Origin of the sequence: Algoriphagus lutimaris, assembly GCF_017051705.1 — a bacterium.
Classification (GTDB): Bacteria; Bacteroidota; Bacteroidia; order Cytophagales; family Cyclobacteriaceae; genus Algoriphagus; species Algoriphagus lutimaris.
In genome coordinates this window covers 1,722,210-1,742,734 of the sequence record NZ_JAFIDJ010000001.1, presented here as the reverse complement: position 1 = coordinate 1,742,734, position 20,525 = coordinate 1,722,210, and the positions used below count along the sequence as shown (strand labels likewise).

Below are 20,525 nucleotides of genomic sequence, written 5' to 3'. Positions count from 1 at the left end.
AATTTTAATATCCTTTCAAACATTTTTCAGGCCGATCAGCTTTATCTAAGTAGAAATTAATTCAAAGGAAATAGGTCTTTCCAATTCCAATTTGAAGATGAATTTTATATGACCGATAGAGAATTAGATCGAATTATAGAAATGGCTTGGGAGGATAGAACTCCCTTCGAAGCTATTGAATCCCAATTTGGACTTTCAGAGTCTCAAGTAATCAAACTCATGAGAAGAGAACTGAAAGAAAGTTCCTTTAAAATGTGGAGGAAGCGGGTGAACAGTGGGGTCAGCCAAAAACATTTGAAAAAAAGAAGTGAGGATATCACCCGGTTTAAATGTTCCAGACAACGAAGTATCTCCCTAAATAAGATTACCTAGTGCACTCTTTTCCAACCAAATTAACAGCTATTGAGCAACGGATTCGGGAAATTCAACCGGCAAAATACGCAGCTACCAGAAATTTCAAAGATGGAGCAGTCACCCGCTTGAGTCCCTACATTTCCAGAGGAGTAATTTCCACGAAACAGGTACTGGATCATATTTATTCCCTTCAACTTCCAGCTTCTCAAACTGAGAAGTTGATACAAGAATTGGCCTGGAGAGATTATTGGCAGCAAATCTGGATCTCTAAAAAAGATGTGATTTTCCAGGACTTAAAACAGACTCAAACGCCCATTTCAAATTGGAAAATTCCACAAGCCGTTATTCAGGCAAAAACCGGTATTGAGGCCATGGACCAAGCCATCCTCGAATTATATGAAACGGGATACATGCATAATCATATGCGAATGTATGTGGCTTCTATTTGTTGCAATATTGCCCAATCTCATTGGCTGGAACCTGCTCGATGGCTGTACAGTCATTTGTTGGATGGGGATTTGGCTAGTAACCATTTAAGTTGGCAATGGGTGGCAGGATCAAATTCCAGTAAGAAATACTACGCCAATCAATCCAATATCAATAAGTACTTTCAAAGTGATCAGGAAGATACTTTCTTGGATGTGGACTATGCGGATTTTGAGGTTATGGAAATTCCTTCCATTCTAAAAGATACCTTACTTTTTAAAGTAGAATTCAAATTACCAGAGGTAGGGATTCCCCAGTTAGATTCTTCTTCCACTACGTTGGTCTATAATTATTACAATTTAGATCCTTATTGGTATCAGGGGGAGAGTGTCCAACGAGTTTTCTTGTTGGAGCCTTCATTTTTTGAAAAACACCCTATCCAACAAAAATGCCTTGATTTTGCCTTAGGGCTCAGCCAAAACATCCCTGGAATAAAGGTGTTTGTAGGTGAGTATGCAGACTTGATGAAACTTGTAGAACCCAAAAACCTGATTTTCAAAGAGCACCCAACCAACTTGCATTACCAAGGAAAGGAAGAGCCCAGAGATTGGATAAGTTCTGTCAAAGGGTACTATCCGTCCTTTTTTGCCTTTTGGAAGAGATGCAAGAAGGAAATTTATTAAGGCGTTGATTTTGTGAAAAGATAAATAAAGCAAAAACGAATTATGCAATTGCAAAAAGAAGAATTGGACCAAATGGATCGGAAGTTTCGATTGAACTTGATCAACTCGATTTCCGGGATCAAGCCAGCAAACTTAATAGGTACTAAGTCTGTGGACGATCAAGAAAATGTTGCAATATTTTCCTCAGTGGTTCATTTAGGGTCCAGTCCTGCCCAACTGGGATTTATCATGAGGCCTCAAACAGAAATCCCTAGAGATACCTATCCGAATATTATGGAGACCGGTTTTTACACCATCAACCATGTTTCGGAATCCTTTATCAAAAAAGCACACTTCACCTCGGCTAAATTGGGAAGAGGAGAATCCGAATTTGATCGAATGAAGTTGCAGCAAGAATATATCGGGGATTTTTACGCTCCCTTCGTCAAGGAAAGTCCAGTGAAAATTGGGATGAAACATCTTGAAAGTATTTCACTGCCAAACGGTTGCATTTTCGTTATCGGTTCGGTAGAATTAATTGAAGTACCTGATGAAGTCATCAATTCACTGGGACAATTGGATTTATCTAGCTATTTAGGAGTGGGTATTTCTGGCTTAAATACCTATTATGGATTGAATATGTTGGAAAGCTTTCCTTATGTAAGGGAAAATGAGATGCCTGAATTTGAATGAAAAAATCGGATTTGCCTACAAAGATTTGTCCGGTCTGCAACCGACCCTTCTCCTGGAGAAAGAAATGGGAGAAGAATTGGGAGGAAGTAAACTACTGCAGTGAACGCTGTAGAAGAAACAAGCACCATGGAAAAAACCATTAATCTTATATTTCCCCACCAACTTTTCTCGTCTTCCCCTTTGTTGGAAAATGGAAATGAAATTTATCTGATAGAAGAGTTTTTATTTTTTAAGCAATACCGATTCCATCAACAGAAATTGGCATTTCATAGGGCATCCATGAAAGCATACCAAGATTTGTTGGAAAAGAAGGGACTAATCGTTCATTATATTGAAAGTCCTTCAAAGCTCTCAGATATCAGAAATTTCAGTAAAGAAATTCAAGAGAAAAAGATAACAAAGATTTATTGCTTGGACCCCGTTGACAATTGGTTGGAGAAGAGATTAAAGGAAATGGCAAAGTCCTGTGAATTGGTCCTATATGAAAATCCAGCGTTTTTAAATAACAAGGATGAACTTTCGATATTTTTCAAGCCAAATAAAAAATCATTTTTCCAGACTGCTTTTTATAAACAGCAGCGAAAGGATAGAAGAATTCTCTTGGATAAGGATCAAGAGCCTGAAGGGGGGAGTTGGACCTATGACACAGAAAATCGAAAGAAATATCCTAAAGGAAAAACTCCTCCTTTAATAAAGTTTCCGGATGCTTCTGAATCTTGGAAGGAAGCTTTGGTTTATACCCAGAAGTATTTTGGAGAAAATCCTGGGAAATTAAGCAAACAACCTTTTTACCCTATTGATCAAAAACAAGCCACAGAATGGTTAGATCAGTTCTTGATGAACAGATTTCACGAGTTTGGGGCTTATGAAGACGCCATTGTCAAAGAGGAGTCATTTCTGAATCATAGTTTGTTATCCCCCTTGATCAATGTAGGTTTATTGTTGCCAGATGAGGTCATCGAAAAGAGTCTTGAATTTTCAAAAAAAGAGAATGTACCCATTAACTCTACCGAAGGATTTGTACGACAGATTATAGGCTGGAGGGAATTTATTCGTGGGATGTATGAATGTAAGGGAAACTTTTCAAGAACGAGGAACTTCTGGGGATTTAAACGAACGATTCCTCCTAGTTTTTATGATGGAACTACAGGCATAGATCCCATTGATCAAACCATCAAAAAGGTTCTAAATACAGGCTATTGCCATCATATTGAGCGATTAATGATTTTGGGAAATTTCATGTTGCTCTGTGAATTTGATCCTGATGAAGTATACCGATGGTTTATGGAGTTGTTTATAGATGCTTATGATTGGGTCATGGTGCCAAATGTTTATGGAATGAGCCAATTTGCGGATGGGGGACTTTTTGCAACAAAACCTTATATCGGAGGCTCTAATTATTTGAAAAAAATGAGCGATTATCCCAAAGGGGACTGGGAAAAGGTTTGGGATGGGCTATTCTGGAGATTTATTGATGAACATCAAGACTTTTTTAAATCCAATCCACGCATCTCTATGCTATTTTATTCTTGGGAGCGAATGGGAAAAGAAAAGAAAGAAGATCATTTGAAGAATGCAGAAGGGTTTTTGGAAAAGTTAAAGTGAGAAGTCAGAAGTACGAAATACGAAGTTGGAAATTAAGAGTAAGAAGTACTAGTTCCAAGTATGAAGTGCGAAATAGGAAATAGGGTGGAAATACTTTAGAAATTTACCTCACTTCGCTTGGTGAAATATTGGAAATCATTTCTTTCTCACCGCAGGCGTATCTCAGCGTAGTAGTAATTCCTGAAACGCATCTCTTTGATCAAGATTTTTGATATATAATGACTTTAATTTTAAATTAAGTCATATGTGTTAATCATTTTACTATTTAAATGAACTAAATTATAGGTATTGTTTAATTAAGTCTTTTTTGTTTTGAATTATTTGACCTTTAAAACACTTTTTAAGAAGGAGTCATTCTTTCTATTGCTCAAAATTTTTGTCCCAACCATCGCTCTTTTATGGGTAATATTTACTGTTGGGAAAATGAATGGAGTCAGTTTTGGATACCTTTCAAGAGATGCCATCCAAACGCTTTGGCATGAGCCCAATGCAGAGGTGGAATTTTATATAGGGCTTTTGTCCAACATTGGAGTGATTTTTTGGTGTTTTACAGCTGCCATCCTTTTCTTTTCAGCGAAACTTGCCAAAGACTATGGGAAACCGAAAAAGGTGATGCAATTTTTCTTTTATTCGGGAATATTAACTGCATTCTTTTTGGTGGATGATTTGTTTTTAATGCATGATGTGATCATTCCCTATTTTTTACACATCAGTGAAAAATTTCTCTATCTCTTTTACGGGTTTTATGTTTTAGCTCTTTTCTATCTTTTTCGGGAAATCATTAAAGAATCAGATTATTTATTATTCCTTCTTGCTTTTCTATCCATGACAGGATCTGTAATTACAGACGTAATCCTTACGCTAGGTTTTACTGTAAAAGAGACTTATTTATTTGAAGATGGACTCAAATTCATAGGGATTATCAGTTGGTTTGTTTACTTCGCCCGAACCTCTTACAATAAACTAAAGCATGAAGCTTAGTATTTAATATCGATGAACTTTTAGAGTTTGAAGGGTAAAAAATTGTATTTAAAATATATTTTTTTAAGAAATCATGATTTGAATTGCTTTTAATTTTATTATTAACTTATTAAATTAATTGACTTTTAGGTTAACTTTTTAGAGTTCCAGATTGAAAATCTTTATTGATGGGAAAGAATTCCTTTCAAGAAACTTATTTAAGCTAGATGAACAAAAAATCGAAATCTTCCTCATTTTCTGTTTTGATTCCAGATGGTGATGAAGCCAATGCACTCTCTGTGGTTAGGTGTCTGGCAGAAGTGAAGAATATCCAAGTATTTGTGATATCTGAACGCAAATATGCCCCTATTCGATTTTCCCGTTATGTGAAGAAGTTTATTCATTTTCCTTTTGGAGATAATGAATGTTATTTGGAGGGGATAATGAATGCTTTAGAAAAGACTAAGGCAGATGTTTTGTTACCTGTAGGAGTTCGGGCTGTCCGTTTAATCGTTGAAAAAAAAGGAACATTTTCCAAAGTAATAGCTAACATAACGACTCCGGAAATTAAGTCATTTGATATAGCGGATGACAAATGGTTACTTTCTCGTTGGCTGAAAGAGAAAAACATTGCCCATCCGGAAACCTTACTCTTCAGCCCAGGTGAGAGTTTGGAAGAGGTGGTTTCAAAAATTAGTTTTCCTATCATCGTAAAACCAAGGGTAGGATGGGGAGGGAAAGGGATTGAAATATTTGAGAATAATGATCAATTCCGAGCATGGTATTCCGAGTTTGATCATAGAATGGACTTGATCGTTCAGGATTACATCAAAGGGTATGATATTGACTGTAGTTTGTTAGGGGAGAAAGGTGAAATACTTGCATATACCATTCAAAAAAGCATCAAATACTCAGCAGATTATCCTTGGCCTTATGGATTGGAATTTAAGAACCATGAGGAGATTTTGTCAATTGTAAAAGATCTGGTCGAAAAATTCAATTGGTCCGGTATTGTACATATAGATTTAAGGTATGATGAAGTGGAGAAGCGGGCCAAGCTAATAGAGATGAACCCTCGGTTTTGGGCCAGTGTGACAGCTTCTGTTTTTGCAGGTGTCAATTTCCCATACCTTGCTTGTTTAACAGCTTTAGGTGTAGAACTTCCAACCATTAAACTTGCGGATAAAATTGTGGTGAGGTCAGGGCCAGCCGTTAAAATGACTTGGAAGAAGATGTTTAAAAATCAAAAGAGTTTAAACTTCGATAATTCATTTTTGGAGTTCATAGCGAAGGATCCTTTACCAACCATCGTAGGAGAAACTCTGGAATACTATCAGAATTTTAGAAATCGGTGAAAAGGGTTGTGAGAAGTACGTAGTCTGAAGTGCGAAATAGGAAATAAGGTGGAAATACTTTAGAAATATACCTCGCTTCGATCGGTGAAATAGTGGGTTTTGTTTCTGTCTACATACAGGTAACTCAGCCTCCCTAGTAGGCTAAATCTCGCGATGCATATCTTTTATATGAAGATAGCCCTTCAGGCAGATATTTTAAGATATGGCTAAAGCCTAGATATTTCGCCGCAGACGTTTTTCAGGAGCGAAGTGACTTTTTCTCGCCAAAGGTGTATCTCAACGAAGCATATCTCGGCCTGTACAAGAGACAATATTTCAGCGAAGCGTATTTCAGGAGTGAAGCGACTTTATTTCGTCACAGACCTATTTCTAATTCAATTAAAAAAACCGGAAAAAAAATATTCTTCTCCCGGTTTTAGTTTTAGAACAGAAGTCAATTTTAGAATGGTAAATCATCCTCTGTTTCTTCTTCAGCTTCTGCGGAAACTGTTGCTTTTCTATCGCCCATTAACAAAATGTTTTGGACGATCACCTCAGTCACATACCGCTTGTTACCCTCCTTGTCTTCATAGGAGCGATTACTGAGCTTGCCTTCGATGGCGATTTCTGACCCCTTATCAGTATACTTTTCCAATAGTTGTGCTTGCTTACCCCAGGCAACCAAGTTGTGCCAGGTGGTATCTTCTACTCGCTCACCTTTTTGATTTTTGTAGTATTCATTGGTAGCTAGGAATACCTTTCCGACTGTTTTGTTACCATCTAGATTTTTGATTTCTACTTTGGATCCTAAACGTCCGATCAACTGTACTCTGTTTCTTAGCGTGTTCATAATGTGTATTGTTTTGTGTAAAAAATTGATTTGTGATTTCGCTAGAGGAAAATCGATAAGCCAAAGTTGGGGGATGGCATGGGGTAGAGTCGGGAGTTAGTCGTTTGTATCCGTTTGTTGTCGTTTGTTGTCGGATAATCAGGGTTTGGAGACTGTATGGGGTGATTATTAAATCAAAAAAGTTTTATTCCAATATGCAATTAAGTAGCATGTTTCACTGATCATGCTAAAAGCACTACTAAATATAAGTCTTAAAAGTAAATAAGCGAAGTTTAACTCGATGGAGAGGGAAAGGCATATACTGACTAATCACCTTCACTTAAGGAAAAACTTCCATCTCCGTTGAACGAGGTTAGAGTAATAGTTACTGACCAAATTCCAGGTGTTCCACTTGTGGTTACACCAGAAAATGAATCCGGTTCAACACCTCCTTGTAAAGATTTATTTAATACAATTTTTCCATCAGCATCTTTAACTTCCATTTCAAAAAAACCTCCTATGGAGGATGTTATATCAGCATTATAATCAGCAGTATTCAATGAGTTTTGCCAAAGAAATGTTCTTTTTCCACTTCCACCATTACCAATAAAGTCACCATCAATGTCTCCAAAAAAATCATCTCCATCTTCAAAAATCACAGTTCCATTAATAGTTAATTGAATAGATTGAGTAGGATCATTATCTTCAGAATTACACCCAAAAGTAATTGCTATAACAATTGAGAAAAAAGTTAATAAAGTCGTTTTGAAATATCGGTTATTGCTCATCACAAGAATTTTACGAGTTGTTTTTTAAACATTAATATTTGACCCAAAATTAAAAGATTCATCTTAATGTAGATCCCTGATAAATTAAGTTTGTACAAGAAGGAATCATGGAACTTAAATAGTATAGCGGGAAATGTATAAATTAGAAATAAAGAAGCATAAAGTTTATTCCGTAAATCTGCACTCTAATCAAATTGATCTGGCAAATTGATAATGATTTCTATACTTATAAAAACTTGTTTTTTAACAACTGAAAGGTGAATAGTTCAACATTTGTAAGTAGACCGATGCGGAAAGACGGAAGATGCCAATGTAATTTTACAATAAGCTTGGCTACGTATCTGACCTATGAAATAAAAAAATGAAAGCAGCTATCACCACTAAAGCCGGAAGTCCTGAGGTTATTGAAATTCAAGAGATCTCTACACCCCAAGTAAAACCAGGTTGGGTTTTAATAAAGGTAAAGGCTTTTGGCCTGAATAGGTCTGAGTTATTCACAAGACGTGGTGATTCTCCAGGAGTTGAATTTCCACGGATACAAGGAATTGAATGTGTAGGAGTGGTGGAGGAAGATCCTTCAAACACCTATGAAAAAGGACAGCAAGTGGCAGCAATCATGGGAGGAATGGGAAGATTTTTTGATGGTGGCTATGCAGAATTTACCATGGCACCATTAGAAATAATTTTTCCTTTTTCCAGTAGTTTGGATTGGGGGACCCTTGGAGCAATTCCAGAAATGTTTCAGACAGTATCTGGATCTCTTAATCAGGCACTTGAAATCCAAAAGGGCGAAACCCTTTTAATTCGTGGAGGAACTTCATCCATTGGAATGTTAGCCTGTCAACTTGCCAAAGCAAAAGGGTTGACTGTACTATCGACTACTAGAAATTCTGAAAAGAAGCAGGCCCTGCTAGATAATGGAGTTGACCATGTCATTTTGGACGAAGGAACTGTAAAGGATCAAGTCAGAAAGATTTATCCCCGAGGCGTTGATAAAGTACTGGAGTTAATCGGGACCAGAACTTTGAAGGATTCTTTGAAATGTATTGCGCCTAAAGGAATGGTTTGTATGACTGGAATATTAGGAAATGAATGGACTATCAAAGAGTTTACTCCTATGGGGGATATTCCATCACTAGGTAGGCTTACTGTGTATATGGGTGAATCAGATAATCTTTCTAAAAATCTGCTTCAGGAATTTATTGATGATGTGGAAAAGGGAACTATCCAATTAAGGATTGATAGGATATTTCAATTAGATGAAGTTGCAAAAGCCCATCAATACATGGAAGACAATAAAGCAAAAGGGAAATTAGTGGTTAAGGTTGAATAGAGTTAACCTATCAACTTAATAATTGGAGGTTTTTCAGTTTTTGCTAGAGCTTCTTTTCCTTTTTATCGATGAGTGAGTGCCTTTAAACGCTTTTTATGGGAGTTTACTTTGAACTTAAGTTCTTAACCGCATCAAACATCTTCTATTTTAGCACACTAATACGGATTTTAAATCAATCAATTTTTTATTTCAATGCATTGAATACCTACTAATGCATGGGAAAATAAGGGAGATCATAGAACGGAATGTTTCTGGCAAGAAAGTACTCCTGCTTTTTTTTACTAATTTGTTGTATTCCAATATGTTATGGATTACGAATCCTAAAACCATGTTCTTTTCAAATGAATTGAAACTCTTGGATATGATGCCCTTGGGATATAGTCCCGAATATATCAAGAAGCTATTTGAGACCTTAGGAGAACAAGGAAGGCAGATCTATTTGACGATGCAACTTCCAGGGGACATGATTTATCCATTTCTCTTTGGTGTAGGTTATGGGCTGTTAATGGGTTATTTTTTAAAGAAACTGAATAAACTAAATTCCTTATTTATCTAACCTCTGCTACCTCCCCATCATTGCAGGATTGACGGATTATGCGGAGAATTTTGGTATCATGATCATGTTGAACAGTGTCCCCAATTTATCTTCAATTTCCATGAAAGTGACCAAGGTATGCACTATAGTGAAAAGCATGACGACAACACTCTTTTTTTGATATTGTTGATTTTGGTATTCGTAGTTGGAATCAAATCACTTAAAAAAAGAAGCCATGCAAATGGTATCTTAGGATAAATTACTGTAAAATGAACCCTATATTCATTTGAAGGAAGAATTCTTGTATGAGAAAGAAAAAATGGAACATACCTTTTGATTGGACTTCAAAATTTGTAGATCTGTTGATAGTGATTATTGGAATTACGATCGCATTCAAATTGAATAATTGGAACGAGTCCATTAAAACCAGTCAGGAGGAAAAGCAATATGTGAGCAGCTTTTCTGAAGAAAATAAGGATAATTATGAGAACCTTGTATTAGCTTTGGACTATTCCAAATCCATTAAAAACGAGGTAGATACGCTCAAAGAAATTCTTCTTGCAAAAAATTATGAAGATGTAAGGATTAAATCTTTGGTTTCTAGTATGATGGGGATGGCAAATTATAGCCCTTCTACCACCACCATGGAGAATATTTCTGCATCTGGGGAATTTGATTTGATCCATGATGTTACACTGAGAAAGAATTTAATCAATACCTACAATTCCTTTAAAACAACCACCAAACTTGAACAGATCCTTTCGGATTATGTCAATGAATACGTTACTCCATTTTTTTTCGAGAAAGTACGATTTAGTGATTTTAGCTCTATTACCACTGAGTTTTCAAAGGATCCTCAATTTGAAAATATCGTCTTTGGATATGATGTATTGTTGAATCAATTAATCAAGGGGTATCAAACTAGTTTGGATCAGCTGAAGCAGTTAAATGAACAGCTGTCTAAGATGCAAAAGGAATTAGATTAAATGGGAGAACTTTTTTTGAGAATCATTTGGCATCCGCAAAGTGAGAAATTCTGTTTTTGGCATTGGAAAAAGGCGTTTGGATTCACTAGTCTAGGCCAGGATTTAGATCGAAATTTAACAGAAATCCAATGATGGAATTACGGTTATTAACAGGAAAGGAAAATACTGAGGATTCAATTTTTGATTCTCCCGATGCTAAAAATCTGGTAAAAATGTATCAAGATTTTTATCCTACCATTGGGTTTAATCCACCTTGGGTGGGATACTTGATTATCAAAAACAATAAAGTGGTGGGGTCTTGTGGATTTGTGGGTAAACCCTTTGACGGACAAGTAGAATTAGCTTATTGGACTTTTAAGGAATTTGAAGGCCAAGGAATAGCCAGTTTTGCTTGCAAAGGTTTAATTGAAATCGCTCAAAAGGAGGATCCCCTTGTATCCTTAACTGCAAAAACTGCCCCTGAGGAAAATGCATCTACCCGGATTCTTGAAAAACATGGCTTTGAGTATTCCAAGGTGGTTCAGGATGAAGAAATCGGAGATGCTTGGTTATGGATTCTGAAATAGATATATAAATCAGTTGGAAATCTTCTCAATTCGGATAGGAAGATCGTATACTCGAATTCCACAAGCTTGGTACACTGCATTGGCAATAGCCGCTCCGGTGGGAGGCATGGAAACTTCTCCTCCTCCCTCTGCTGGTAACTCAGGGTGGTCAATCATCACCACTTCCACTTCTGGAATTTCATCAAATCGGAAAATTGGATAGCTCATCCAGTCTTCACTGGTAATTTGATCTCCCTTAAAATTAACCTGTTCCTTTAAGGTCCAACTGGCGGCCTGGATCATTCCACCTTCAAATTGATTGGTGATTCCATCTAGGTTGATAATCTGGCCAACGTCTCCCACTGCCCATAATTTTTTGAGTTGGAGCATTCCTGCAGCTGGATCTACTTTTACATGTGCTGCCACAGCTGCATAAGCAGTATTATTTTTATATCTGGAAAAAGCCATCCCTATTCCTTCTCCAGTATTGACCTTGGCAGAGTCGCATAATTGCTGTAGTTTTTGGATTACAGCGATGGCTCTTTCATCATTTAAATGAATGATCCTAAACTCAAAAGGATTTTTATTGGCTTTCCCCGCAAGTTCATCCATAAAGGATTCTATTGCGAATATATTCCCATAGGAGCCTAAGCTTCGCAAGGAAGATACTCTCAGCGGTCCATTAAAAAAATGGGCATTCACCTGCATTTTAGGAAAAGCATAGTAGGGATCGGCATTACGATGACCTCCTCCTAAATATCCTCTTTGAGTTAGGGGGATTGGATCCTCCAGATATCTAGTATTTAACAAGGTTGCGGGATCCCGATTGGGTCTCATACTGTGGGTATCTGTCCACACATCAGATTTCCATGCGGTGATTTTCCCTTGATTGTCCATACTGGCTACCATCTTCATGATCATTGCTGTACCATAGGGCTCCCAGGTATGTTCGTCAGTTCTAGACCACTGAACCCGGACATGCTTTCCAGGGTATTCAATGGCAAGAATGGCTGCATCTGCGGCTGCATCATCTGCCGAATTATGTCCAAAACACCCGGCACCAGGGATTCCTGTCACATGAATTTTTGATTGATCCATCTTCAAAATGGCGGCAATGGCACTACGCATGGGGTATATTCCCTGACTATGGGACCAGATATGTAAAATATCACCATCGAACATTGCGATACCACAAGCCGGACCAATGGCCCCATGTTGAAAATAGGGCTTGGTATATTCTGCTTGATAGGTCTTGTTCTCTGCAAACGCTTTGCTAACATCCCCTTTGTCTTGGATGGTCTCAGGTGATTCAGCAATGGACTTTAAATGGTTGTATAAATTTTCTTCCTCAGGGAAAGCTGTCTCAGAGGTCCATTCCGAATGGTTTTTAAGGTACCTTTCTGCTTTGACTGCTTGATACTCCCGTTCAGTAATTACACCAACAAAATTACCTTTTACCACAGTTTTTAAGACTCCCGATACTTCTGCCGATAGCCCATCAAGGTCAATGGATGTTAAAAAGGATTGATAGCTGGCAGGTCGTAACACACGTGCATGTACCATCCCTGGAAATCGAAGGTCTTGGACATAGATTTCTTCCCCAATGACCATTTTTGGAATATCCTTTCTGTGGATGGCTTTCCCAACGTATTGGTAAGAGGAGCTATCTTTTATTGGGACTGGTTTGCTTACTTCCATTTCAATTTGAGTCCCACCAAGAATTTCAGCAAAATTTAAATTTTGGTTTTGATACCCTACATTTCCTTGTGAAAATGAAAGTTTTTCTATTGGTGCATTCAGTTGGCTACTAGCAAGTTCCAATAGCTTTTTTCTTGCTGTCGCTGCGGCATAACGGACAGACATGGCACTGTTGGGTACTGACCCACTTCCGGCAGTATACCCTTCGTCTGGAGTAACTCCTGTTTCTGCTAAATGGACTTCCACTTGGTCCAAATCCAGATCCAGTTCTTCTGCTGCTACCTGACAAATCGCCATTCGGATTCCTTGGCCCAATTCAACTTTTCCAGAAAAGATCAGCACCCTTCCATCTTCCAATACTTGCAGCCAAGCATTCACCAAACTGGCATTTCTCATACTTCCGGGTAAATCCCCATTGTAATCGATCCGCTTGGCCATTGCTTTTTCTTGTTCCTCAAAGCAAGAACTCAGCAAAGGGAAGCCCACGCTGATAAATCCAATATTTCTTAAAAATTTCCTTCTTGTAGTTTTAGGTAGCTCCATTCTGATCCTTATTGGGTTTTTGCTGCAGATTTGATAGCTTTTATGATTCTGGAATGAGTGCTACATCTACATAAGTTTAACTGCATTCCCTCTCTGATTTCCTGTTCATTGGGGGCTGGGTTTTGATTCAATAGGCTAACAGATGCCATCACCATTCCATTAAGACAATAACCGCATTGAGCAGCTTGCTCCTGGACAAAGGCTTTCTGGACAGGATGAAGATTTCCGTTTTTGTCCCGAAGACCCTCCAAGGTGATAATTTCAGCGTCACCTAAAGAGGATATTGGTCGCATGCAAGAGGTGGAGGCTTCTCCATCAATTAATACCATACAGGCTCCGCATTGGGATAAACCACATCCAAATTTGGGTCCATTGAGTTCCAAATAATCCCTTAAAACATATAGAAGGGGGGTGTCTGCATCGGTTTCCACTTCTCTGACTAAGCCGTTTATCCGTAAATTGTAATGGGGCATTACTAACTAGTTTAATCTTCAAGATAAGTAATTGATTGCTTTATAGAAACAAAAGATATGTTAGCGGGAATAAGGAAGTTTATGTAAGAAAATAGAAAGTATTTGTACATTGAATGATGTTGACTTAAACCCAATTTTCTTTTTGAATGAACTATCTCAAAAATCAATTCAGCCTATTTTTCTGGGTCTTTTGCCTGCTTGGAGTGCCTCTTTTGATATTTTCATCTTGTAAGAAAGAAGAGAACTCGCCAACTCCTCCCAACATTTTATTAATAATTTCTGATGATCAGGGATGGGGTGATTTAGGTGTGAATGGAAACTCCTCAGTACATACTCCTCGAATTGATGCGATGGCTGAAGCTGGAGTTCAATTTACCCGCTTTTATGTCAGTCCCGTTTGTTCTCCAACCAGAGCAGAATTATTAACCGGGAGATATCATCCAAGAGGAGGAATATATGATACCTCTTCGGGAGGTGAGCGATTAGATTTAGACGAAACTACGGTTGCTGAGATTTTTCGATCTGAAGGTTATAGAACAGGTGCTTTTGGGAAATGGCATAATGGGACTCAACCTCCCTATCATCCAAACAATCGTGGATTTGAGGAATATTATGGCTTTGCTTCCGGGCATTGGGGCAACTATTTCAGTCCCATGCTGGAAAGAAATGGACAGGTAGTACAAGGAGATGGCTTTATCATTGATGACCTGACCAATCAAACATTAAAGTTTATAGAAAAAGAATCCAACCAACCCTTCTTTGCATGGTTGGCACTTAATACACCCCATAGTCCCATGCAGGTACCGGATCTGTGGTGGGATCGCTATAAAAATGATTCTATTCCTCCGCATAGGTATCAAGATTCAGAGAGCCCAGATAAAACACGAGCTGCTTGGGCGCTATGCGAAAATATCGATTGGAATGTAGGAAGAATTTTAGATCGCCTGGATAGTTTAGGAAAGCTTGAAAACACCATTGTGATTTATATGTCTGATAATGGCCCGAATGGTTGGAGATGGAATGATGGATTGAAAGGGATTAAGGGCCATACTGATGAAGGAGGCGTACGCTCCCCATTCATTGTGTTTTGGAAAGATCATTTACAGGCAAAGAAAATCCATCAAGTGGCGGCTACCATTGACCTATTACCTTCTTTAGTTGATATGGCTGGAATTTCTATGCAGGAAAATAAGAAATTGGATGGGGTCAGTTTAAAACCTCTGCTTATGGGAGAGGATCAAGATTGGGAGGAGCGATTTATTTTTTCGCATTGGAATGGTTCGGTCAGTGTTAGAAATCAAGACTTCCTCTTGGATAAAGAAGATCGGCTATTTGATTTGAAAAATGACCCTGGGCAATTGGAACCCTTAGTAAATCCGTCTGATTCCTTACTCTCTCTTTTTGTTGAGGCAAAGGCAAATTGGAAGAACACCGTATTGAGCGAGTTGGATCGAAATAGGAGAGAGTTATTTCCCATTGGCTATTCAGGAAGTACTTTTACCCATTTACCTGCGAGAGACGGTATAGCACATGGATCTATCCAACGATCCAATCGTTTTCCAAATTCCTCTTTTTTTACAAATTGGATTTCGGAGTCGGACAGTATCACTTGGGATGCTGAGGTCTTAACCAGCGGCAAATACAAGGCAACTATTTATTATGCCGCAAAGGAATCTGCTGTGGGGTCTATTGTTTCATTACATCAGGGAGAAAATCAATTGGAAACTCCTGTTTTAAAAGCCCATGACCCTCCATTTGTAGCCGTGGAATACGATCGATATCCTAGACAAGAGTCGTATGAAAAGGACTTTAGACCCCTCGAACTTGGAGTGATTCATTTGAATGAAGGTGTCCATTCAATTGCCTTAAAGTCCAAGAAAATAAATGGACCAGAGTTTATAGAGGTTCGATTATTGGTTTTTGAAAAACTAGATGAATAGAAAAATGAACGTCTTTTTTAATGCTTTGAGGATGGGTTTTAAAAGTAGGATTATGAGATTTCTTTTTCTAATCATGCTTGGATCCCTATCCTCAATTTTTGCGCAAGAAAAGGATATGTATACACAAGTGATTCGACTGAATTAAGGAAAACCCATCATCGATAAAGCCTGGTTTGAAAGTCAGGGGATTACCGATTCGGATGCCAATAATATTAATGGAGCCAATTTGATTCGAATTCCTGATTGGTTGACAAAAGATCAACGTGCAGATCCTTCCGCTCAGTACTATCTTTATTTTTCCCATCATCAGGGGAATTACATCCGTATGGCATGGTCAAGTTCGATTTTGGGGCCCTATACACTTTTTAATGCAGGCAATCAGGAAGATCCTTGTTTTCCAGGCAATGGAGTTTTGGATTTAGGTTCAGAGGATAAAATGGAATGGGTAAATGGAGCCAAATTGCAAGGACATGTGGCTTCTCCCCAAGTTTTGTTAGATTCAGTAAATCGGCAATTTATCTTATTTGTACATGCTCCCTCCAATGGAAAAGGAAGTAGTAATTTTTCTACAGAATCACAAAAAACCTTTGTAGGGATTTCTCATGATGGATTAAATTTTAATGGGAGTATCTCGGATGAAGAAATGATTGGAGGAGTAGGAGAAGGACAATCCGGCTATGGAATGGTCAATCAAATTTTGGCAAATGCCTATTTGAAGACTTTTGAATACAGTGGTGAACTTTATGGATTTACCAATCACGGAGTTATATGGAAATCACCTTCCAAGGATAAACCTTGGATAACAAAAAACAGTCCAATCGAGGATGCTTGGGAAGAGGGGAAGACTTCTAAAAACCCTGTCTTTATGAATTTGGAAGTAATCAAAACAATAGACTCGACTCGAAAAGATGTTTCTACTCCTAGGCATTTTACTACTAGGATGAGAAGGGATGGATATACCCTAGAGGTTTGGTACACGAGTAGAGGCGATGCCCCTGAGCGGATTTTTAGAACTACTTTGGATTTGAGAGGAAATTGGTTGGAATGGAAAACTACCCTTCCTCATGAAGAAATGCTTCGTCCCGAATTAGAATGGGAAGGAGTAAATTTACCGGTTAAGCCCTCAAAAAATGGAGCCGAAAATCATGTGAATCAATTGAGAGATCCAGAATTGTTTCAAGACATTGACGGAAAATGGTATTTACTGTATAGTGGAGGAGGGGAAGATGCCATTGGAATTGCAGCTGTGATAGACAATTGAAGCGATTGGAATTATCTTTAATTCAGTTTGGAAGTAAGCTAAAAGTAACTTGAAGCTGATTCTTCTTGCTCTCCCTAACTTTCCATTTTACCTTTAACCACTGGTAATTTTTTCCATTTATTTTCTTTTGATTATCCTTTAAACCTATGAACCAAAAATCATTTTGGCTATTAGTGATTGCCTTGGTGATCACTTTCGGGGCACAATCCCAAAACACATTACATCCAACCTCTTCCGAATATCAATATCCTACAGATCCTAAAGTAATGGAGAAGTTGGAGCATTGGAGAGATCAGAAATTCGGTATTTTAATTCACTGGGGTATCTATGCGGTACCTGGGATTGTAGAATCCTGGAGCATTGTCAATGAAGATTGGATTAACAGAAAAGACACGACTCAGAGTTATGAAGATTATAAAAAATGGTATTGGGGCCTAAAAGAGGAGTTTAATCCTATAGGTTTTGATCCCTCACAATGGGCTGACGCAGCAGCCAAAGCAGGTATGAAATATGTGGTGTTTACGACCAAGCACCATGATGGCTTCAATATGTTTGATACTCAATTCACCGATTACAAAATCACCAATGGGCCTTTTGGTTCCAATCCTAAATCAGATGTGGCGAAACATGTGTTCGATGCTTTTAGAGCCAAGGATATGATGATTGGAGCCTATTTTTCTAAGCCTGATTGGCATTCCCAATATTTTTGGTGGGATTATAGAGCCACTTCAGACCGGAATGTGAATTACGATATCCGGAAACATCCTTGGAGATGGAGCCAGTTTGTGCAATTTACCCATAACCAGCTCAATGAAATCACCACCAATTATGGGGACATTGATATCCTATGGCTAGACGGAGGATGGGTTCGCCCGAAGTCCACAGTAAATGAAGAAGTATTAAGTTGGGGAGCTCCTATTCCAGAATTTAGCCAAGAAATCGATATGCCAAAAGTGGCAGAGATGGTCCGAAAAAATCAAGAAGGAATTTTGATTGTGGACCGTACGGTGCATGGGCCTTTTGAAAATTATAGAACTCCGGAACAAGGAATTCCTGCTACCATGTCGCCAGATCCTTGGGAAAGCTGTATCACACTTGGAGGCGCTTGGGGATATGTACCTAATGATCGATTCAAGCCTTCTAGAAAAGTCATTCATTTGTTGATTGAAATTGTGGCTAAGGGAGGAAATCTCCTACTGGGTGTGGGGCCAACAGCGAACGGCCTATTCTTGCCTGAGCAAGTTGAAAGACTAGAGGAAATCGGTGCTTGGCTAGAGGTGAATGGGAAAGGGATTTACAATACCAGAGCCATAGAATCATTTCAGGATGGAAAGGTTTATTTCACCCAAGGAAAGGAAAAAGAACTTTATGCCTTGTTGACTTTGGAAGAAGGAGAGAAGCTAGGAGAAAACATTTCTTGGTCCGTAAATGCTCCCAAAGAAGGAAGCAAAATCCAAGTCTTGGGAGAAAAGGGTTCCTTAAAGTGGAAAACAGAAAATGGGAAAACGGTTGTTTCCATCCCAAAAAGCTTGCAAAAGAAATTAGCGGAGGTTCCTGCCTTGGTATTAAAATATGAAGTGGAATAGATATTTCTTATTAAAGTATAGAATAGGAGTCAGTGAAGATTTTTTCACTGACTTTTTTAATTTTTAGTCATTCAGGTTTACAATTTATTTTTAGAACTTTAAATAAAATTCATTGAAAACCTTTGAAAAGGATAGTTGCCTACTTAAAAATCCGCATTTTAAGCGTGGAAAAATATGGTCTATTTTATATGAGAAAATTAAGTATACTGATTTTTATTTTTTGCCTTAGCTTCCAAGCTATTTCACAGCAGGAGAGTTTATTAAAGTGGTGGAACCCTGCACAAAGTGAATTTCCAGTTATAGCAGGCCAAGCCTGGGTTGAGGAGGTTCCTTCACTTTATCATCGGCTACCAGCAAGGTCCGAGAGCGAAGTAAGAGAGGCAGTTTGGAATCTTTCGAAGCAATCAGCTGGACTTTCTATCCGCTTTTGGAGTAATTCGGATACCATTGCTGTCAGGTACAAGGTTTCAAGAGGGGTATCGATGCCACATATGCCGGCAACTGGAGTTAGTGGATTGGATTTGTATAGTAAATCTTATGATGGAGAATGGCTGAGGGTTTGGGGGAAATATTCGATTAAAGAAGAATCAGAATACACTTTTATTCTCAATGAAACCAGTTCAAAGTATGCGCAATATGGGCGCGAGTACCAGTTGTTTTTACCTCTTTACAACGAGGTAACCGAACTCGAAATAGGAGTGGGACAAGAATCTACTTTTGAACCTTTACCAGTCAGAAGGGAAAAGCCCATCGTGGCTTATGGAACTTCCATCTGTCAAGGGGCTTGTGCTTCAAGACCTGGTATGGCCTGGACAAATATTTTGGAGAGAAAGCTGGAAAGACCTGTACTGAACCTCGGTTTTTCCGGGAATGGTAGGATGGAGCCAGAAATCATTGAACTTCTGACCGAGATTGATGCCAAAGCTTATATTCTAGATTGCCTGCCTAATCTAAGTCCGGATCAACATAATGTATATCAATTGACCTTGGATGCGGTCCATCAATTGAAATCCAAACGTCCCAATGTACCGATTATATTGACCGAGCATGTAGGCTATGCAGATGCATTGAGCAATATGAAAAACTTCGAACATGTAAAAAGACTCAATGAGCAATATAAAAAAGCTTTTTTGGCATTGAAGGAAGAGGGGATAACAGGGATTTTCTTGTTGGAAAAAGAAGAGCTGGGCCTAGGATTTGACTCATTTGTAGATATTATTCATCCAAATGACTTTGGAATGATTGAGTATGCGAATGCTTATGAAAAATTGATCTTGGAAATTTTGAGCGAAGAGAAAGGACCTATTTCTACCATGGTTCCAACGAGCCAAAGTAGAGATATTGCAGTTTACAAATGGGAAGAGAGGCATCAGGAGATCTTGAGGATGAATCAAGAGCAAGATCCAGAAATTCTCCTTTTCGGTAATTCCATTGTGAATTTTTGGGGAGGTGAGCCTAAGGCGAAGGCAGTCAATGGTCAAACTTCCTGGAAAGAGATCATAGATCCAGCAGGTATCCGAAATTTTGGATTTGGCTGGGATAGAATAGAAAATGTTCTTTGGAGAATTTACCATGATGAACTGGATGGATTTGATGCCGAGAAAATTATCTTAATGATTGGGACCAACAATCTTGGGTTGAATAGTGAGGAGGAGATTGTGAATGGTTTAGCGAATCTGATCCAAGAAATAAAAGAAAGACAGCCGAATAGTAAGCTGTTAATGTTAGGAATATTACCAAGGAGAGGAATGATTGAGGAAGTAAATCACATTAATCTGAAAATTTCTCAAATGGCAGATTTGGCGAATGTGACCTATATAGAAGTTGGTCAAGGATTATTGACAGCAGAGGAAGAACTGAATGAATCCCTGTTTACGGATGGTTTACATCCAAATGAGGCAGGATATCAATTAATCGCAAAGGAATTAATTCAGGGATTAAATAATTGATAAAAAGGCAGAAAACTCTGCCTTT

At 38.3% G+C, this 20,525-nt stretch carries 19 protein-coding genes; 15 read left to right on the top strand and 4 right to left on the bottom strand.

The annotated features are described in order from the left end of the window. Nucleotides 1–108: 108 nt before the first annotated feature. From JYB62_RS07170 to JYB62_RS07140, 7 genes are all read left to right on the top strand, one after another. Nucleotides 109–372 (top strand): TIGR03643 family protein, encoded by a 264-nt coding sequence (locus JYB62_RS07170; RefSeq protein WP_205644725.1) that lies wholly within the window; start codon nucleotides 109–111, stop codon nucleotides 370–372. After that, nucleotides 372–1,463 carry an FAD-binding domain-containing protein gene (locus tag JYB62_RS07165; protein WP_205644724.1) on the top strand — a complete coding sequence of 364 codons (1,092 nt, stop codon included), beginning with the start codon at nucleotides 372–374 and terminating at the stop codon, nucleotides 1,461–1,463. The genes JYB62_RS07170 and JYB62_RS07165 overlap by 1 nt, the downstream gene beginning before the upstream one ends. A 42-nt stretch (nucleotides 1,464–1,505) precedes the next feature. Further along, the gene (locus JYB62_RS07160; RefSeq protein WP_205644723.1) at nucleotides 1,506–2,135 is read left to right on the top strand and encodes a flavin reductase family protein; all 630 of its coding nucleotides are present in this window, start codon (nucleotides 1,506–1,508) and stop codon (nucleotides 2,133–2,135) included. Further along, nucleotides 2,132–2,278: a DUF2256 domain-containing protein gene (locus JYB62_RS07155; protein WP_205644722.1), complete on the top strand. Its 147-nt coding sequence runs from the start codon at nucleotides 2,132–2,134 to the stop codon at nucleotides 2,276–2,278. The genes JYB62_RS07160 and JYB62_RS07155 overlap by 4 nt, the downstream gene beginning before the upstream one ends. After that, nucleotides 2,235–3,740 (top strand): cryptochrome/photolyase family protein, encoded by a 1,506-nt coding sequence (locus JYB62_RS07150; protein WP_317194637.1) that lies wholly within the window; start codon nucleotides 2,235–2,237, stop codon nucleotides 3,738–3,740. The genes JYB62_RS07155 and JYB62_RS07150 overlap by 44 nt, the downstream gene beginning before the upstream one ends. A gap of 312 nt (nucleotides 3,741–4,052) precedes the next feature. Continuing rightward, a complete protein-coding gene (locus JYB62_RS07145; RefSeq protein ID WP_205644720.1) occupies nucleotides 4,053–4,721 on the top strand; it encodes a hypothetical protein in 669 nt (222 codons plus the stop codon). Nucleotides 4,722–4,927: 206 nt separating this feature from the next. After that, nucleotides 4,928–6,055, top strand: a complete 1,128-nt coding sequence (locus JYB62_RS07140) for a carboxylate--amine ligase (RefSeq protein ID WP_205644719.1) — start codon at nucleotides 4,928–4,930, stop codon at nucleotides 6,053–6,055. Between the two features lie 439 nt (nucleotides 6,056–6,494). Here JYB62_RS07140 and JYB62_RS07135 read toward each other — a convergent pair whose 3' ends face one another. Beyond that, nucleotides 6,495–6,884: a single-stranded DNA-binding protein gene (locus JYB62_RS07135; protein ID WP_205644718.1), complete on the bottom strand. Its 390-nt coding sequence runs from the start codon at nucleotides 6,882–6,884 to the stop codon at nucleotides 6,495–6,497. 305 nt (nucleotides 6,885–7,189) lie between these two features. Then, entirely contained in the window at nucleotides 7,190–7,651 is a 462-nt protein-coding gene (locus JYB62_RS07130) for a hypothetical protein (RefSeq protein WP_205644717.1), read from the bottom strand. A 361-nt stretch (nucleotides 7,652–8,012) separates the two neighbouring features. On the opposite strand from JYB62_RS07130, the gene JYB62_RS07125 reads away from it, so the two are divergent. The 4 genes from JYB62_RS07125 to JYB62_RS07110 all read left to right on the top strand — a co-directional run bounded on the left by JYB62_RS07125 (nucleotide 8,013) and on the right by JYB62_RS07110 (nucleotide 11,071). Further along, entirely contained in the window at nucleotides 8,013–8,984 is a 972-nt protein-coding gene (locus tag JYB62_RS07125) for a zinc-binding alcohol dehydrogenase family protein (protein WP_205644716.1), read from the top strand. A 211-nt stretch (nucleotides 8,985–9,195) separates the two neighbouring features. Next, nucleotides 9,196–9,540 (top strand): hypothetical protein, encoded by a 345-nt coding sequence (locus JYB62_RS07120; RefSeq protein ID WP_205644715.1) that lies wholly within the window; start codon nucleotides 9,196–9,198, stop codon nucleotides 9,538–9,540. Nucleotides 9,541–9,824: 284 nt separating this feature from the next. Continuing rightward, the gene (locus JYB62_RS07115; RefSeq protein ID WP_205644714.1) at nucleotides 9,825–10,505 is read left to right on the top strand and encodes a DUF6090 family protein; all 681 of its coding nucleotides are present in this window, start codon (nucleotides 9,825–9,827) and stop codon (nucleotides 10,503–10,505) included. A gap of 128 nt (nucleotides 10,506–10,633) precedes the next feature. Beyond that, nucleotides 10,634–11,071: a GNAT family N-acetyltransferase gene (locus JYB62_RS07110; RefSeq protein WP_205644713.1), complete on the top strand. Its 438-nt coding sequence runs from the start codon at nucleotides 10,634–10,636 to the stop codon at nucleotides 11,069–11,071. Between the two features lie 9 nt (nucleotides 11,072–11,080). Here JYB62_RS07110 and JYB62_RS07105 read toward each other — a convergent pair whose 3' ends face one another. Next, nucleotides 11,081–13,291, bottom strand: coding sequence for a xanthine dehydrogenase family protein molybdopterin-binding subunit (locus JYB62_RS07105; protein WP_205644712.1), 2,211 nt, complete (start codon nucleotides 13,289–13,291; stop codon nucleotides 11,081–11,083). 8 nt (nucleotides 13,292–13,299) lie between these two features. Beyond that, nucleotides 13,300–13,764, bottom strand: coding sequence for a (2Fe-2S)-binding protein (locus tag JYB62_RS07100; RefSeq protein ID WP_205644711.1), 465 nt, complete (start codon nucleotides 13,762–13,764; stop codon nucleotides 13,300–13,302). Nucleotides 13,765–13,910: 146 nt separating this feature from the next. Here JYB62_RS07100 and JYB62_RS07095 point away from each other — a divergent pair, with 146 nt between their 5' ends. The 4 genes from JYB62_RS07095 (at nucleotide 13,911) to JYB62_RS07080 (ending at nucleotide 20,500) form a co-directional block, all read left to right on the top strand. Then, nucleotides 13,911–15,704, top strand: coding sequence for an arylsulfatase (locus JYB62_RS07095; RefSeq protein WP_205644710.1), 1,794 nt, complete (start codon nucleotides 13,911–13,913; stop codon nucleotides 15,702–15,704). 226 nt (nucleotides 15,705–15,930) lie between these two features. Beyond that, nucleotides 15,931–16,965, top strand: coding sequence for a hypothetical protein (locus JYB62_RS07090; protein WP_205644709.1), 1,035 nt, complete (start codon nucleotides 15,931–15,933; stop codon nucleotides 16,963–16,965). A gap of 146 nt (nucleotides 16,966–17,111) precedes the next feature. After that, nucleotides 17,112–18,551 carry an alpha-L-fucosidase gene (locus tag JYB62_RS07085; protein WP_205644708.1) on the top strand — a complete coding sequence of 480 codons (1,440 nt, stop codon included), beginning with the start codon at nucleotides 17,112–17,114 and terminating at the stop codon, nucleotides 18,549–18,551. 188 nt (nucleotides 18,552–18,739) lie between these two features. Continuing rightward, entirely contained in the window at nucleotides 18,740–20,500 is a 1,761-nt protein-coding gene (locus JYB62_RS07080; RefSeq protein WP_205644707.1) for an SGNH/GDSL hydrolase family protein, read from the top strand. Nucleotides 20,501–20,525: the final 25 nt, after the last annotated feature.